We start from the raw sequence: 16,100 nt of genomic DNA, 5'->3' as shown, positions 1-16,100 counted from the left end.
CAGGAGAGAGACAGCGTGGATAGCGGCGCAGGTGCCCTTAGTGATGGCGGCAGCGTCCCATACGGAAGCGAAATCCCGAGGTCAACAGAATGTCGAACGCGGCCTCGGGCGACTCGGTGCTGCCGGCGTCGGCCTGGGCCTCGCCACGGTCAATACGCCCTTCGGCATCGCCCTCAAGGTAGACGAGCGCCGCGAAACCAGCATGCCCGGCATCTATGCTGCCGGCGATCTTGCAAACCCGGCCATGGCCTCGGTTACTACGGCAATATCGCAGGGCGCGACGGCGGGTATCTCCGCGCAGCAGTCGATGTTGGTTTGAGAGCACAGATTCTCTTCTCCGGTTGCCGCGGGCTGTTGCCGGCGAACCACAGCTTGAGCGAGGCCTGCGAGACTTCATTCTGGGATAAGGTGAAAATTCCGCTGAACCTGGCAAAGTCCGCCGATCGTCACCCGTGTCAAATCGTTAGAAAATAGTTAATTGCAGTCCGTTCATCCTCGAAGACTGACACAGAAAGAATTGGGGCAAATCACGGACTCAGAGGCCGCCGAAACCGTCCTTTTGAAGCGCCTGTGGCCAAACCGAAGACATCACTGACCGCCGTCGAGCGCCGTGCCGAAGAACTCGCCACCATCGCCGCGGTGCTGCCGATCGAGCGCAGAGACGAGCTGGCCGAACTTTTGACCGACCAGGATGTCGAGACGCTCAGCCATCTCGTCAACCAGGGCATGGGCGACAATACGCTGCGCGCCCTGACTTCGGATCTCGCCTATCTCGAAGCTTGGAGTATGGCCGCCGCCGGACGCTCCCTGCCCTGGCCGGCGCCCGAGGCGCTGCTTTTGAAATTCGTCGCCCATCATCTCTGGGATCCACAACAGCGCGAGACGAATGTCGATCACGGCATGCCGGCCGATGTCGACGAGAACCTTCGGCACCAGGGTTTTCTCAAATCCGCTGGTCCGCACGCGCCCGCCACGGTGCGCCGGCGGCTGGCGAACTGGTCGACACTGACCAAATGGCGCGGCCTTGATGGCGCCTTCGCCTCCCCTGCGCTGAAATCGGCCATTCGTCTCGCGGTGCGCGCCGTCCCTCGGACGCGTCGCCGCAAGAGCGCAAAGGCTGTTACCGGAGACGTGCTGGCAAACTGCTGGCGACCTGCGCCACCGATAGCCTGCGTGATCTTCGGGACCGCGCCATCCTGACGGTCGCCTTCGCCTCCGGTCTGCGCCGCGAGCAGCTGACCGCGTCTTCGATGTCGTCCCCGACAAGCCCTACAACGAGAAGAAGTTGATCGCAGCAGTGAAAGCGCTCCTGATGGAACCAGATTGAATCAGCGAGCAAGATGCGGATTTTGCATCAGAAGGCGGAACAGGTTCCCCTGCCGGGTGTTCTGAGCCTATGACACAGGAAACTAAAAGAGACTTAGCAAAAATCATCGGGCGCTACGCACGCGATCCTGTTGCCGCGCGGCAACTGCAAAGGCTTAACGTCTTCTCGCTTCCGGCAGACTCAACGGAGATGTTTCAAGGATTGCTGGAGAAGTTGGAGCAGAGGGAGCGAGCTCAGTCGGCTGCTTCTACCTGACGTCATGCGCTCTGCGGCCTCCACGCAACTGAAGAACAGAGCGCTCCGCCATCACGGCTGGCTGTCAGCGGGCACAGATTGAGGCTCGTGTACCCGCCAGTCCCTCACACCAAACGCCTGACCGGAAACATGTCCTCGCCGTAGCGATGAAGTCGAGTATGATGGCGCCTGCATAACCACCGTACTCTCAAAGGCTCGTCGTATTGATCGTGATGGGCATCAACCGCCCCGACGCCGCAAACTTCGCAGGTTTCCTTGTCGAGTTCGCCTGCCTTGACGGCCCGCTGCACAGCGAGGTGCGCTTCGTACTTGCCAGGGTGGGCTCGGCGTCAGTTCGCCTGCCGGATGTCGGTTTTCAGCATTGTGCAAACGCCCTTGTCAGTTCCCTTGATCTTCCCGTACTGCGCGGAGGAAAGCCCAGCCGATCGCGACGATAGCTGCAACGCGATGGTGGGACGTCGACTGAGTTCCTATCCCACCATTCACCGAAGCCGCATCGAGGTCCCACGGTGTAAGCCAGCGCTCGTCGTTCGCATGGTCCTCGGCAAAATCCAGGAGCAAAGGCTGACGGAAAGCATCAAGGCGTCGCTAGACATCGTCTCTGCCGCAGTCATACGACTCGGTCGCTGATACCATTTCTCCAGAACTGAACGGAGAAGATCGTTTGCTGCAGAGTCGTCAACTATTCGCGCTCTGGCGCGGGTCCGCAACAATCGTTCGATCATGTCGTCAGCCGCCCATGGCGAGAAATCCTTCCAAGGAGGGTCGCCTGGCTGGCAATCACTGTCCTCTATTTCGCAGCCAATGCCACGCCCATTGCCCCGATAAGACGATCATCAAAAAATATGAGATCGGTGGGTCTTGAGCCATCCCGACGAGACAAGACCGCGAACGACAAAGCTCAATGCGGAGAGAGTGTAAAAAGTGACATTCTCGGCCATTGTCTTAACGCCGCCTGCGGTTTCCCTGAGGCCTTCCTCACTGGCGAAGGCTGGCTGTACCTTCCGAGTCTAACTTGACAGCCGTGCAAAATTGCACTTTTCCACGCGAAATCAGAAGGATACGCCGAGCCAAGGTCGTTTTTTCGTGGCCTCAATTCGCCGTTAAGGCTCTGTTAACTAAAAACAGTTTGCCGAACAGGTAGAATCGCCGGTATTAATAACGCTTATTGAGCTGCGTTTGAGCTAAAAGCGTTATTCTGGAATTGGCTGTTTGAACATGGAAATCAACATCGAGGCATCGGATTTCGATCAGGAAATTCTCCAGCAGGGAGAATTGATTTCTGACAATTTGAACATGCTCCGATTGGAGCAATATCCGCCAGACGCAGAAAAAGGTCTACGCTCTTTCTCGCTGGCTGAAGTCGCAGATTATCTCGGCGTCACTCAAAACCACATTAAGAAGCTCCACCTCGAAGGCAAGGGGCCAGTTCCTGCGACAACCTCGTCCGGCCGCAGAACCTACACGGCCGTGCAGATGCTGGAACTGCGCCACTTCCTCGACAAGAACGGGCGCAGCGATTTCAAGCGCTATGTGCCTCATCGCAGGGCAGGGGAGCCGTTGCAGATCGTCTCGGTCGTCAATTTCAAAGGCGGCTCCGGCAAGACAACAACGACTGCCCACCTCGCTCAATATCTGGCTCTCACCGGTCATCGTGTTCTTGCCATCGATCTCGATCCCCAGGCATCGCTGACTTCACTTCACGGCATTCAGCCTGAGCTCGACAAAAATCCGTCTCTCTTCGAAACGCTCCGCTACGACGACCAGCGCAAGTCGATCAAGGAAATCATCCAACCGACGAACTTTCCCGGGCTCGACATTATCCCGGCAAATCTTGAGCTGCAGGAATACGAGTATCAGACGCCACTTGCGGCATCGAACAAATCGTCCCCGGAGGGGAGGTTGTTTTTCACGCGCATTTCCAGCGCCCTCAAAGAAGTCGATGATCGTTACGATGTGGTTGTGATCGACTGCCCTCCGCAACTCGGTTATCTTACCCTGACCGCGCTGACGGCCTCGACCTCCGTCCTCATTACCGTCCATCCGCAGATGCTTGACATCATGTCGATGAGCCAATTCCTTCTCATGCTAGGCGGGATCCTTGAATCGATCAAAGGAGCAGGTGCACGCGTCAGGCTGAACTGGTTCAGGTACCTGGTCACACGATACGAACCGACCGATGGCCCCCAAGCTCAGATGGTCGGTTTCATGCAGGCCATGTTCTCGAAGCGCATGCTGCAGAACCACATGCTGAAATCCACCGCCATTAGCGATGCCGGCATTACGAAGCAGACGCTTTACGAGGTGGAAAAGAATCAGTTCACGCGATCGACCTACGACCGCGCGCTTGAGTGTCTGAATGCGGTCAATGGCGAAGTCACAAGCCTCATCCACAAGGCATGGGGGCGCAAATGACGGGACCTTTTGACAGCCGTGCAGAAGCGTTAAATCTATCAGCAAATCATCGACTTGAAGGCGTTAGGGAGGCAAACAATGGCTAGAAACCATTCTTTGGCAAAGTTCGTGCAGCCAACGGCCGAAGAGCACCAGCGGACGGCTGACACTCGCGCGGAGTATACCCGCCGTGGTGCTTCACGTTCCATGATGCAGTCGCTCGACGAGCTGGCCGAGACTTCGATTCGCATGCTCGAAGGCGAGACGGTGGTCCCACTCGATCCAGAGTTGCTCGAAGGTTCATTCGTTGCCGACCGCATCGGCGATGATCAAGAAGACTATGTCCAGCTTCGCGAAGCCATTCGTCAGTCGGGCCAGTCAACCCCGATCCTCGTACGTCCCCATCCTGACGCCGAGGGGCGATATATGATCGTCTTTGGGCATCGTCGTGCCCGCGCCGCGCGGGACCTTCAGATCCCAGTCCGGGCCGTGATCAAGCCCCTCGAAGACATCGCCCATGTGATAGCCCAGGGTCAAGAAAACACCGCCCGCTCCGACCTGACCTTCATCGAGAAGGCACTCTTTGCCAGGAAGCTCGTCGCCAATGGCATGAGCAAAGATGTCGTGAAAATCGCCCTAACGATCGACGATACCCTGCTTTCAAGAATGCTGGCTGTCGCTGAGTCCATTCCCGAGTCCGTCCTTGACGCTGTCGGCGCTGCAAAAGGCGTCGGACGCGATCGCTGGGAAGAATTGAAAAAGCTTGTTCAGGTTCCAGCCAATGCTGACAGGGCGTGTGCATTTATTCTCGCAGCCGATTTCCGTCACACTGCAGAGGCCGAGCGATTCAACGCACTTCTAGGCGAACTTAAAACGGCAAAGAAGCCGAAGAAAAAGAAGGACGCGTCTCCGTCCGTCCGTCAGTTTGAGGTTGCCGCGAAATCCGTTGCGGTGACGACCAAGTCGTCCGGAAGAACATTTACGCTCGCGCTGACATCAAAAGATGCGTCAAAATTCGGAGCGTTTCTATCAGACCAGCTGGAGTCGCTCTATCAGACGTTCCAGCGTGAAGTACAGACTGAAGCAGGAGATTAACCGCAAAAGAAAAAGGCCCCCCAAACGTTGCCGTCGTGGAAGCCTTCCTCTGTATGTAGCAACCAGAGAATCGCATTTTCACGAATCCCCGTCAAGAGTCTTGGCACCGTTTCGGTGAACGAATTTCTTTTGCCTACGTAAAGGTGGAAGAACATGGATGCCGCATGCATAACGACGCCCTTTGGCCGGCGGGCGATGACGTTTGCCTTGCTGACAAAGCATAGGCAAGCCGAGAAGGCCTCGCCAGACATCAAGCGTAACAAGTGGAAGCTCTTTCGAGCCGTCTGCGAGGCTCGCCATGACCTTCACGTCAGTGACCGCTCTCTAACGGTCCTGGACGCGCTGCTGTCATTTTATCCTTCGGACGAGCTCTCCGCCTCGAACAGCATGATCGTGTTTCCGTCCAATGCTCAGCTTTCTATCCGGGCGCGCGGCATGACTGCTGCGACGCTCAGACGGCATCTAGCCGCGCTCGTCGATGCGGGTCTCATCCTGCGCAAGGACAGCCCCAACGGAAAGCGTTATGCTCGCAGGGGGAGGGCAGGGGACTTCAGAGAAGCCTTCGGGTTCAGCCTAGCGCCGCTTTTGTCTCGTGCGCAGGAGATTGAGACGATTGCCGGCCGCATCGCCGCCGATCGTGAACTTCTCCATTCCACTCGAGAGAAAATTAGTCTTTGCCGGCGTGAGATCACCAAGCTCATTCAGCTAGCACGGGCAGGTATTGTCGAAGGTGACTGGGCAGAGCTTCACGACCTCTTTCGCTCGTTCTTGTCATCCCTTCCTCGGCGCCCGTTGCTTGATCAGCTTCAGGCAGTGCTGATGCAATTGACAGGACTCCGTATGCGGATCATCAACTTGTTGGAAGAACACGATAAATCACAAAAAATGTGCGCCAATGAATCTCAGAATGAGCGCCACATACAGGATTCACATACATATTCCCATTTTGAATCTGAAAACGATGATGAAGTCTCAAGCAACCGGGCTTCATCTTCGAGATCTGAGTTTAATGATGCCTTCGGATGCCACGAGAAGCGCCACCCAACCAGCAAAGATACCGTTGAGCCATGTGTTTCGTTAGATATGGTGCTGCGGGCTTGCCCAGAAATCACACACTTTGGGCCAGGAGGTTCTATCAAAAGCTGGAGAGAGCTTGTGGCAGCAAGCTCGATCCTTGGTTCCATGCTCCAGATCAACCAGCCCGCCTTTCAAACCGCGTGCCGGACTATGGGCCCGGAGAATGCAGCCGTCGTTATCGCGTGCATTTACGAGAGGGGAGGGGGCATCTACTCGGCCGGAGCTTATCTCAGGGACTTGAGCCGGCGGGCGGCCGTCGGTCAGTTTTCCGTGGGGCCGATGATCCTGGCACTTGTTCGGGCAAGACCAGGCGCGATAGTCTGAGAACGGAAAGTCAGGCTGTTCTCAGACCCTGTTAGCGTAAAATCTACCCAGGCCTGCACTTCAGCAGGCCGTGCAGCCGGCGGGGTGTTGGGGTACGTGTGATTTTTGCGTGTTGCAGTCCGCGCCCAGGTTCTCAGGTGCAGATCCCTGTTGGCAAACGAGGGTATATCGTTTGAGAAGCGACTGGGGTGGCGCTCGACTTCGGCTCAAGACGCGGTGGCTGACGTGTGCTGCATTTTTCTGCGGCCGAGAACGCTCGCACGGATCTGCTCCTGCTTTTGTCGTTCCTGCCGTCGAGGAGGGGGAGGGTGAAGACGGTTCTGAGTTTCGCTCACCGCCTGTTGCCTTGCTTTAGACTTAGAAAACGGTTCGGCGCTGTCATGCGATCGTCCTCGCTCAGGCTCCAGCGGCCTACCCTCGGCTTCCAAGTCTATTTCTGCGACGCCTTCCGCCTTGAGACGGGAATAAAGCTTGAAGCTGGCTCTCCCTCAGCGCGTCCGCTCTCAAAGGCTGATGAGTCGCTACCGTGCGCCTGACTACCCGTCGCTGGTTCGGCATTGAGATCGTCGAGACCGGGATCCATTTCCGAGGCTTCGACATGCACGACATCCGTATTCGAAAAGATTTCCAGTCAAATAAACTCGGCGCTGACGGTGGCTCATGGGCACGCTCCGTTTTCGTCAAATCCAGGTTTCAAGAACGCCATACCATAAGCATAGGCATAGGCGGCCGGCTACTACTACGTTCGGCCAGGCGCAGCGGTCAGGCGGCGCGATTGTTTTTGAAGGAGGGTACAACGCCGCCTTCGCTGCTCTGGCGGAACCTGAAGAGACTAAAATGCGATTATCCGCTGGAGCGTTGAGTTATAGAGAAGGTGGCTATAACTCGTGTCCTGGAATTGGTCGCAGGCAGGTTGGCCCGATTTCTTCTACGACATCGTTCCAATCGCGTGGGACAACGTAGCCCCGCGGAAGCGCCGTTGACGACGCCCGAAGGCACGGCGTGGGTTGATCTGGCAGAATGCAGAGGTTAGGTTGCAGTTCCACAACAAGTGCAAACACACGAGGATGTCATGCCGACTGGCAAGGTTAAGTTTTTCAATCAGGACAAGGGCTTCGGCTTCATCACGCCGGAAACCGGAGGGCCAGATGTCTTCGTCCACGTCTCGGCGCTGGAGTACGGCGACGCGCTGAAGGAAGGCCAGAGCGTCTCCTACGATCTCGGCCAGGACCGGAAGACCGGCAAATCGAAGGCGGAAAACGTCAGATCGCTCTGATCGGCACGAGATTTATGAGCGAGACAACTGATTGCGGGGCGCCCATCAAGGCGCCCCGCTTCTGTAAGACCCATACGCCTATCGACCGGACTGCCGCTCGCACTTAAACCCGTCAGTGCTTGGTGAGGCCCGCGACAGGCTTGCCAGCTTTCGGCGGTGGGATTGTCGTTGGAACGCTCTGGGCGCCGCCTTTGGATCTGCTTGCGACCTTTGGCTTTACCGGTTTGTCGGCGCTTGTGGTCTTCTTCGCGCGCGACTTCCCGGCCGGCTGGCTGTCGGCGTCAGCACTGGCGGCGATTTCCTGAAATGCCTGAAGCCAGTGCCTCATATCCTCTCCGTCCGGCCGGCCTTCCCGCTCCCAGATTTCATAGGCGCGCTGTCTGATACGGTCTTCCTTGACTGACATCGTCGTCCTCCACTTGCTCATCCTGTCCGGATGAGACAGATGGCACTGCAACCCGCGGTGACAACCGTGGTGCACGCTTTTCTAGCCTCAGCCGCCATCACGAAATCGCGATTGTCGGATCCATCCTGACGTTTGCTCCGACCTTGTGCCGGTCAGCCCCCTCCCTCCTCAGGCTTCGGCTCAGCACGGGCCGGTTCGATCGCTTGAGGCCCGTTAACCATGTTAGCTTGTGGCTTTTGGAGAATTCCAGAGCGACCGCCCATCCACGACCGAAGCTTGAAAAGTAGGCCGATCCCCATGCCCTTTCGGCCGGCCCAGGCGCTCTGGTCATTGGGAGCTCTTGATCGCCTACCGCATTATCGCGCTGCTTCAACAAGGACAGTCTCATGGACCATCAGACGCTTCTCGCAACCGCCTTCGCATCCTTCGCGCTTTTCTGGTGGCAAACAAAACCCTGATGGCTCATACCTACCGCAAACCCTGGATCCGATTGTCGCCTAGGGCGCAAAGGCCGCGGACGTCCATCATTGCGGCAGGACCGCCTTAGCCAGTGCCGGCACGCCTGCTCCCATTCCCGCTGCTGCGATAAAGCGCCATCAACATGGGACCAAGCGCAAACTCACCGCGTTCCGCACGCCTCGTCAGGTCGCGCAGATAACCGCCCGCCGAATTGATGTGGCCTCCCCTCTCCAGGATGCAGGCGATCACGGTCGCCGCATTTTCCGCACCCATCGTTTCGCAGGCATCCTGATAGGCAGACGGGCTGACGCCGAGCATCGAGCGGACGATGACCGCTGCCGCCATCAGATCCCGCCAGCTGCCGATCGCGCCGCCCCGCGCGTAGTCGGATATTTGCGGGCATGCCTGCACGACGAGCCCGAGCGGGAAGGATTTCAGGTCACCGCTGGCTTGTCCCCTCCCCCTTTCTGCCGCCATGCCCTTGCTGCCGTCCTGCTGCCGTCTCGTCTTGGCATTCGGCCCGTTGTTGTCCTCGGCTTTCGCGCCCAGCTTCGTTTCGAAGCCAGGTTCAAGTTCAGAAATAGAGTCGGGTTCTGAACTCTGTATGTGCCGCTCATTTTGAATGGCATTGCCGCTTGTTTTTCTGGAATCCAGCAGATTTTCCAACTGGTTGACCACATCTTCGCGCAGTTGTTCCATGTCTTCGAGGGCTTCTTCGAGTTCCGAAGCGGCAGGATTGCGCGAAAGGGCACCAACAATACCCTGCTGATAGAGGATAACGGCCTCCCAATCGCCGGAGAGCGCCTCCTCAAGCGCCGTTTCAACGAGCTTTGAGATATCCCGCCGGCAGAGCGTCAGGCGCTCACGCAGGCGCTGAAGATGCATCCGATCGGCAATGACTTGGGCGGCCAGAGTCTCGATCTCTTCGGAGCGCGCAAGCAACGGCGCCAGCGAGAACCCGAACGCGTCCTCCACCGTTCCCGACCTGCCCTTATGCGCATAGCGCTTGCCGTTCGGGCTGTCCTTTCGGATCAGCAGCCCGGCACCAATCAGCCCGGCAAGATGCCGTCGGATCGTTTGCTCGGCCATGCCATGGGCGCGCAGAGACAGCTGCACGTTCGATGGAAATACGACAAGCCCGTTTTCTTCCGATAGCTCGTTCTTCGGATAGAAGCTCAGAAGGGCGTTCATGACGGCGAGCGCCCTGTCGGACACGCCGAGCAGCGGCCGCGCTTCACAGAGGGCCCGATACAGTTTCCATTTGTCGACCGATTTGTCCGGTTCGATCCGGCGCGACGCCACCTGGCTTGAAAACATGCCAAGCGTCATCGGCCGCCGCCCAAAGGGCGTCGTCACACTTCCACTCTCCATTTTCTTTCACCCTTTGTCAGGCAAAAGAGATCCGCTCGCCAAACTGACGCCTAAAGACTCTTGACTGCGATTCGTGGAAATGCGATTCTTGATTTGCTAGAACGAGAAGGGCTTCCACGACGGCGACGTTTGGGGGCCTTTTTCTTTTGCTTTCCTAAGCTCCTCTTTCCTGTTGGTATTCCGCGTAGAGGCGCTTGAGCCTCTCCTGCACGAATTCATCGAAACCTGGCGCTGCCTTGCTGTCGAAGACGAAGGTTGCGGTCGCTGGCGTGCGTTTGAACTTCACAGGCAGATCGGCGATCTGCGTGGATGTCGAGCCTGCCTTCACACCCGTCGGTTTTTTCGTGGCCAGGGCAAAGGCCTGATGGAACCGGTAATTGCTCGACAGCTGGCGCATGTAGTCCGCGGACAACATTGTTACGAGCGCGTCGATATCGGCCGTTTCAAGATGCTCGCCGAACTCAAGCCAGCGCCGTCGGCCGATCTCCGGAGCCGATCCGATCGTGCTGATCAGCGCGAACGGAACCTGGCGGGTGATGACGCGCATTTTTGACAACGCAGCCCTGTCGACGTTGAGCGCAGCCATCACGACGTCGCTGCCAAAGCCTTTCTCGTCCAGGCGATGCGCAAAGAGCGCCCGCTCGATATAGGACAGGTCGGTACGGGCATTGTTTTCCTGACCCTGGCTGACGACAAGCTGATCGTCGGTCAGCGTGCGCACGATCGCCTTGACCTTGATTCCGAGAGCCTTGGTCGCGGCAAGGCGACGATGACCGAAGGCGACCTGGTAGCGGCCTTGAGCATCCGGGTGCGGGCGCACCAGGATTGGCACCTGCTGGCCGTGCTCGCGGATCTGTTCCGTCAGCTGCGAAAGTTCGGCCGCGTCGACTTCAAGTCGGTCGGCGATGAAGGAGGCATCGATCAGCGCCGTGTCGAGCTCGACGACCGTCTGCCCCTCGGCGAGCTGGCGCTCTAGATCATTGGCGCGCTCCACCTTCTCGGTGATGTTGCCAAGCGTCCTCGTAATGCCGCCGACGGGGCCGCCGCTGCGCGTCTGCGGGATGAAGCCGGCAATCGGCCGGCTGTCACGCGGCGATACCGGAGACGGTTCCGGACGAGCTTCGTTGGGGTTTGATACTTCAATGAGGTTCTTGCGCGCCATTTAGCTATCTCCTGCCCCAGGTCGAGCGGACATGGGCCTCGATCTCGCCGTTGACGAGGTTCATTGATTCCAGTGCCCGATCGTATGTCCCGCGGGTAAACTGCGATCGGTCGACCTCGTAGAGCGTCTGCTTGGTGACACCGGCGTCCGAGATTGCCGTCGACTTCAGCATCGAATTCTGAAGCATTCGGTTTCCGAAGATCGCCCGCATGAAGCCGGTCATCTGGCTCTGCGGTCCGTCATTGGGTTCGAAGCGTGTCACGAGATAGCGCATCCAGTCATAGCTCGTGCGCCCGCCTGCCCGCTCGACGACCGACATCAGCTCGCTCGTCATCGTCAGGAACTGCGACATCGACATGACGTCGAGCATCTGCGGGTGCACGGTAATCAGCACGGAGGTCGCAGCACAGAGCGCTGACATCGTCAGAAAGCCGAGCTGCGGCGGGCAATCGATGACGACGACATCGTAAAGGCTTTCGATATCGGTCAGCGCCTGACCGATCCGGGCGAAGAACAGGGATTCGGCCGTGCCCCCCGCCATCGCCTTCGGCGTTTCATGCTCGAATTCCATCAGTTCGAGATTGCCGGGAATGATGTGGAGGTTCGGTGTGTAGGTTGCGCGCACCACCTCCGAGATCGGCACCGGACGCTCGTAACGGATGGCGCCGTAGATCGTTTCTCCCTCCCCGACGTCGAGCTCGGGCTGATGGCCAAAGAGCGCCGACAGGGACGCCTGGGGATCGAGATCGATCGCTAGGACGCGGTAGCCGCGCAGCGCCAGAAACTGCGCGAGATGCCCCGCGGTCGTCGTCTTGCCGGAGCCCCCCTTGAAGTTCATGACCGAGATGACCTGCAGCTTTTCGGCGCCGCGCCGGCCTGGCACGTATTTCGGCGTGCCGTTTCGCTCGTCGAGCGCCTGCCGGATGCGGTTCATGTCCTCGGCATCATACTGGCGCCGGCCGTTGGCGAGTGGATCCGGTCCGTGGCCGTCCTTGGCAATCTGGCGAAGATAGCCTTCGCCGATGCCAATATAGGAGGCGGCCTCCGCAGGAGAAAACAGCCGCATCGTCTTCCGGGACAGCGGCGGGAAAATTTTAGCCTGGTGCTGCTGGAGCTGATAGGCGAGCTCCTGAGCGTCCGTTGCCAGAAGCGATGGAAGGTGCTCTTGATCGTCTTTCAGAACTGGATTCGCTAGCATCGTGGTTTCCAATTTAATTGCGCAATTTTGGGAGATAGAGCATCAACTGCGCAGTTATATTATCGCGCGATTCGTTACCGATTTACAAACGCTTAACCATAAGGCTATCCACAGGCCTCTGCGACCCCGTTTTCCCGTAAAATGATGCTTCTTCGTCCGCCGCTATCCAGGCAGTTCAAGACCCGCAATTGACGAACCCCCGCGCACCTCGGAAGAGCTTCGATAACCGGCCGCTTCATTGATCTTCTGCGCACTTCTGCGCAAGTATCGATGATATGCGAAGGGCTGCCGGCGCTCATCCCCACGGATGTGAGGGGCGGAGGTTTGCACAGGATCGCCAATCGCGGGCCTCAGAGATGTAGTCCGCGGACTACAGAGCTGACGGTCGATTGTCACTAGAACGGTTAGCCCGGGTCAGGGCAGGGGATGACGACGGGCTACAGACACCTCGAGTTGCGTTGGCGGCCACCCATAGTGAAACTGCCCAGACATCGTTCAGTTGAATGTATGCCATCAGATAATGCCGTTTGTGAAACAGGCCGGCTGGTACCTCTGCGACGGAACGCTTCGAGGCAAGAAGCCGTGTTGCTTGCCTCAAATCTCGAGAATCGCGACGTCGCGAGCGGATCAGGACCAGTGAAATTGGTAGCGGAGCTTTATGGGCCGTCAATCATGGGTGCCGCAGCACAGACAGCCGCTGCAATCTTTCAACTAAATGCGCGCTGGAGCTCGCGATGCAAACCGGAAATCTGACACTGGTGAATATGTTGATACGGTTGCAAATCGAACGCTGAACATCAATCGGCCGATAAGACCGACCTTTTATCGACGTCCAATTTCGACTCCTTTCAGGCGATCGGCGCTTGGCCGGCTGGCATCGGTCGAGGTTGCGCAGGATGAGCTTCCTTCGTGGCGACATGGGAGTGGTGGAGAGAAGCAGTTGATGATGACCCAAAGCGCCGGTCCTCTCGTTCGAACGACCGACCAGACCTCCGAGCAGGTTCATGGGGCCCACACCAGAGCCGCCAAAATTGCTTTATGCCATTGAATTATCTGATACATTCTCGATTTTTGTCAGCTGACAAATTTGTGCATGCACGGTTGATGGATGACACCGGCATTTCGTCTTTGACGCATGAAGCAACCCCAACGCGCGATCATAAGTTTCGCGGTTGAGCCAGGCACGGCGCCTCATAAGCGTTTGCCGCGTGATGCCGGCATTTCCTTCTTGGGCATGACGCGCCTAACGCGGTTCGCACGAGGTGGCCATCGTCATCGGTTGCACATCGCCGGGCTCACAGCAGCGATCAGATAGCCGCCGAGCACCAGCTCGAATGGCTCCATCGACGTGAAGTCGAGCATGTACGGATGGGCGAGGGACGCGACGCCGGTGCGGTTGGTGACGCCAGCGTGGACCGCCCCCTCACATGCGAGGGTCTGACAAGCGAGCGGCATCGTGGTCTGCATAGCTGCACCTCACTTGGCGCGGAGAGCGATCATGTTTGCGACGGCGATTGCACCAGCAGATGCAGCATCAGAACCCTATCTTCTCGACAGCATGTTTCGCCTCAGGGCGCGGGTCTTCGACGCACGGCTCAAATGGCAGGTCACGGTTGAGGAGGGCAGGGAACGCGACCGGTTCGACGAGCTTGGCCCCCATTACATCGTCATCGTTGGTGAAAGGGGCGAGGCGATAGCGTCGGCGCGCCTGCTTCCCGCTCTCGGACCGACGATGCTCACGGATGTATTCCCTGAGCTGCTTGGGAACAGACCCTTCCTGCCGCACGCACGCATGGTCGAAAGCTCCAGGTTCTGCGTCGACACGCATGCGGAGGCGACACCTGGACCCTTCGGACTGAACCAGGCGACCGTCTTCCTGTTTACCGGGATCCTGGAATGGTGTCTGGCAGCCGGAATGACGGAGATCGCAACCGTTACCGACCTCAGGTTCGAGCGCATTCTCAAACGCGCCTCCTGGCCCTTGACGCGTTATGGCGAACCCCGCCTTATCGGCGACGTGCGCAGCGTCGCCGGCAGCCTGGCGGTCTCGCAGGAGCATCTCGAGGCGATGCGACCGCCCGCTCTTCGCTCAAGCGTCCCGCCCGGCTTTCGCAGCGCCGCGTGAGGACGCAGCGATGGAAGCCCGTTCGTTACCACGGCTGGTGCGCAAGCTCGAGGAAGCCCTTGGCCCGGCGCTCATCGGCGCACTCACCGATCCATCGGTCAGCGAGATCATGCTCAATCCCGACGGACATCTCTTCATCGAGCGTCTCGGCGCCGGCATCTCTGCGGCAGGCGAGATGGAGGAGGGGCGGGCCGAGATCATTATCGGCGCCGTCGCCCATGTCCTGAATACGCAGGTCGACATGGGGCGTCCCATCGTGTCCGGGGAACTGCCGATCGGTGGACACCGTTTCGAGGGCCTGCTTCCGCCGGTCGTGACGTCTCCTGCCTTCTCTATCCGCCGGCGCGCCTCCCAACTCATACCGCTCGACGACTACGTGGCATCGGGCATCATGACCGGACCTCAGGCCCGTATCCTGCGTGATGCCGTCCGGGCGCGACACAATGTGGTCGTCTCAGGCGGGACCGGATCGGGCAAGACCACGCTGTCCAACGCCATCATTGCCGAGATTGCCGCCTATTGCCCCGGCGATCGCCTCGTCATCCTGGAAGACACGAGCGAGCTTCGATGCGCAGCCGCCAACATGCTGGCGCTGCGGACCAGCGATCATGTCGACATGGCGCAGCTCCTCAAAAGCACCATGCGCCTGCGACCCGATCGCATCATCGTCGGCGAGGTGCGCGACGGTGCCGCACTCACGCTTTTGAAAGCCTGGAATACCGGCCATCCGGGTGGCGTCACCACCCTTCATGCCAATACCGCACGCTCGGCACTCCAGCGCCTCGAACAATTGACGGCAGAAGCCAGTCGCCAGCCGATGCAGACAGTCATCGGCGAGGCCGTCGACCTCGTCGTCTCGATCGAACGGACCCCGGACGGCAGGCGTGTCAAAGATCTCCTTCACGTGAAGGGCTTTGATGGCGGCGCCTATCACCTCAAACCCCATGTGGAGGAACGTCATGCAGCCTAGTCATCGTACCGCCCTGACCGGGTCGGCGTTCCTGGCGCTCGCCGCCCTTGCCCCTCCGGCCCTTGCGGGGTCCGCAGGCGGCCTGCCCTGGGAGGCGCCCCTCGAACAGATCCAGGAATCGATTACGGGTCCCGTCGCCGGCTTCATCGCCCTTGCGGCGGTCGCCGTTGCCGGCGGCATGCTGATCTTTGGGGGTGAACTCAACGATTTCGCGCGGCGGCTGATGTATGTCGTCCTCGTGGCCGGCGTCCTTCTTGGCGCAACCCAGATCGTCGCCCTGTTCCAGGCGACGGGTGCCTCTGTTGGCATCGCCGCCGACGTCGCGCAAGTGGCGCAGGAGAGGGGAGGGGAGAGATAATGGCCCCGTCCATCTCCAGCCTGCAGACCAACCGCATCCATCGCGCCCTGTCGAGGCCTAACCTTTTGATGGGCGCCGACCGCGAACTGGTCCTCGTCACCGGCCTTGCCGCCATCGTCCTCATCTTTGTCGTCTTGACCGTCTACTCGGTCCTCATCGGCATCGCGATCTGGGCTGCGATCCTTGGCCTGCTGCGTCGGATGGGCAAGGCCGACCCGATGATGCGGCGGATCTATCTGCGTCACCTGCGCTACCGACCTCGCTACCGGGCGACGTCGACGCCCTGGCGAAGTGCTTGAGGCC

14 protein-coding genes and 3 pseudogenes are annotated in these 16,100 nt (G+C 59.0%); 11 read left to right on the top strand and 6 right to left on the bottom strand.

Features of this window, described 5'->3' with window-relative positions:
* Nucleotides 1–133: 133 nt before the first annotated feature.
* Together ACR9ZQ_RS03770 and ACR9ZQ_RS03765 are read left to right on the top strand one after the other, a co-directional pair.
* A pseudogene (locus ACR9ZQ_RS03770) lies at nucleotides 134–319 on the top strand (FAD-dependent oxidoreductase); the annotation flags it as partial.
* Between the two features lie 251 nt (nucleotides 320–570).
* Nucleotides 571–1,241: pseudogene (locus tag ACR9ZQ_RS03765) on the top strand (integrase); the annotation flags it as partial.
* 445 nt (nucleotides 1,242–1,686) lie between these two features.
* Here ACR9ZQ_RS03765 and ACR9ZQ_RS03760 read toward each other — a convergent pair.
* A pseudogene (locus ACR9ZQ_RS03760) lies at nucleotides 1,687–1,944 on the bottom strand (hypothetical protein).
* A gap of 856 nt (nucleotides 1,945–2,800) precedes the next feature.
* On the opposite strand from ACR9ZQ_RS03760, the gene repA (ACR9ZQ_RS03755) reads away from it, so the two are divergent.
* The 5 genes from repA (ACR9ZQ_RS03755) to ACR9ZQ_RS03735 all read left to right on the top strand — a co-directional run bounded on the left by repA (ACR9ZQ_RS03755) (nucleotide 2,801) and on the right by ACR9ZQ_RS03735 (nucleotide 7,748).
* Nucleotides 2,801–3,997, top strand: coding sequence for a plasmid partitioning protein RepA (gene repA, locus ACR9ZQ_RS03755; protein WP_481426886.1), 1,197 nt, complete (start codon nucleotides 2,801–2,803; stop codon nucleotides 3,995–3,997).
* Between the two features lie 78 nt (nucleotides 3,998–4,075).
* Nucleotides 4,076–5,071 (top strand): plasmid partitioning protein RepB, encoded by a 996-nt coding sequence (gene repB / locus ACR9ZQ_RS03750; RefSeq protein WP_477923403.1) that lies wholly within the window; start codon nucleotides 4,076–4,078, stop codon nucleotides 5,069–5,071.
* Nucleotides 5,072–5,224: 153 nt separating this feature from the next.
* The gene (gene repC / locus ACR9ZQ_RS03745; RefSeq protein ID WP_481426885.1) at nucleotides 5,225–6,472 is read left to right on the top strand and encodes a plasmid replication protein RepC; all 1,248 of its coding nucleotides are present in this window, start codon (nucleotides 5,225–5,227) and stop codon (nucleotides 6,470–6,472) included.
* A 526-nt stretch (nucleotides 6,473–6,998) separates the two neighbouring features.
* On the top strand, nucleotides 6,999–7,334 hold the full coding sequence (locus tag ACR9ZQ_RS03740) for a hypothetical protein (RefSeq protein WP_481426884.1): 336 nt from the start codon (nucleotides 6,999–7,001) through the stop codon (nucleotides 7,332–7,334).
* A 210-nt stretch (nucleotides 7,335–7,544) separates the two neighbouring features.
* Nucleotides 7,545–7,748, top strand: a complete 204-nt coding sequence (locus tag ACR9ZQ_RS03735; protein WP_310388786.1) for a cold-shock protein — start codon at nucleotides 7,545–7,547, stop codon at nucleotides 7,746–7,748.
* A 112-nt stretch (nucleotides 7,749–7,860) separates the two neighbouring features.
* On the opposite strand, the gene ACR9ZQ_RS03730 is transcribed toward ACR9ZQ_RS03735, so the two are convergent.
* The 5 genes from ACR9ZQ_RS03730 to ACR9ZQ_RS03710 form a co-directional block, all read right to left on the bottom strand.
* Entirely contained in the window at nucleotides 7,861–8,154 is a 294-nt protein-coding gene (locus tag ACR9ZQ_RS03730) for a DUF2934 domain-containing protein (protein ID WP_310388788.1), read from the bottom strand.
* Nucleotides 8,155–8,697: 543 nt separating this feature from the next.
* On the bottom strand, nucleotides 8,698–9,984 hold the full coding sequence (gene repC, locus ACR9ZQ_RS03725) for a plasmid replication protein RepC (protein WP_481426883.1): 1,287 nt from the start codon (nucleotides 9,982–9,984) through the stop codon (nucleotides 8,698–8,700).
* Nucleotides 9,985–10,138: 154 nt separating this feature from the next.
* On the bottom strand, nucleotides 10,139–11,146 hold the full coding sequence (gene repB, locus ACR9ZQ_RS03720) for a plasmid partitioning protein RepB (protein ID WP_481426882.1): 1,008 nt from the start codon (nucleotides 11,144–11,146) through the stop codon (nucleotides 10,139–10,141).
* A gap of 4 nt (nucleotides 11,147–11,150) precedes the next feature.
* A complete protein-coding gene (gene repA / locus ACR9ZQ_RS03715; RefSeq protein ID WP_481426881.1) occupies nucleotides 11,151–12,344 on the bottom strand; it encodes a plasmid partitioning protein RepA in 1,194 nt (397 codons plus the stop codon).
* Nucleotides 12,345–13,616: 1,272 nt separating this feature from the next.
* Nucleotides 13,617–13,811 carry a hypothetical protein gene (locus tag ACR9ZQ_RS03710; RefSeq protein ID WP_481426880.1) on the bottom strand — a complete coding sequence of 65 codons (195 nt, stop codon included), beginning with the start codon at nucleotides 13,809–13,811 and terminating at the stop codon, nucleotides 13,617–13,619.
* Nucleotides 13,812–13,842: 31 nt separating this feature from the next.
* On the opposite strand from ACR9ZQ_RS03710, the gene ACR9ZQ_RS03705 reads away from it, so the two are divergent.
* From ACR9ZQ_RS03705 to ACR9ZQ_RS03690, 4 genes are read left to right on the top strand one after another with little or no spacing between them, the layout of a single operon-like run.
* Nucleotides 13,843–14,469 carry an acyl-homoserine-lactone synthase gene (locus tag ACR9ZQ_RS03705; protein ID WP_481426879.1) on the top strand — a complete coding sequence of 209 codons (627 nt, stop codon included), beginning with the start codon at nucleotides 13,843–13,845 and terminating at the stop codon, nucleotides 14,467–14,469.
* Between the two features lie 10 nt (nucleotides 14,470–14,479).
* Nucleotides 14,480–15,439 carry a P-type conjugative transfer ATPase TrbB gene (gene trbB / locus ACR9ZQ_RS03700; protein ID WP_481426878.1) on the top strand — a complete coding sequence of 320 codons (960 nt, stop codon included), beginning with the start codon at nucleotides 14,480–14,482 and terminating at the stop codon, nucleotides 15,437–15,439.
* Nucleotides 15,429–15,797: a TrbC/VirB2 family protein gene (locus ACR9ZQ_RS03695; protein ID WP_481426877.1), complete on the top strand. Its 369-nt coding sequence runs from the start codon at nucleotides 15,429–15,431 to the stop codon at nucleotides 15,795–15,797. Before trbB ends, ACR9ZQ_RS03695 begins: the two co-directional genes overlap by 11 nt.
* The gene (locus ACR9ZQ_RS03690; protein ID WP_439019281.1) at nucleotides 15,797–16,096 is read left to right on the top strand and encodes a conjugal transfer protein TrbD; all 300 of its coding nucleotides are present in this window, start codon (nucleotides 15,797–15,799) and stop codon (nucleotides 16,094–16,096) included. The genes ACR9ZQ_RS03695 and ACR9ZQ_RS03690 overlap by 1 nt, the downstream gene beginning before the upstream one ends.
* Nucleotides 16,097–16,100 lie beyond the last annotated feature (4 nt).

The sequence above is a fragment of the Rhizobium sp. KNZ14-9A genome (assembly GCF_056755015.1).
Note: the sequence above shows the minus strand (reverse complement) of the source record. Positions and strands in the feature narration are given on the sequence as shown.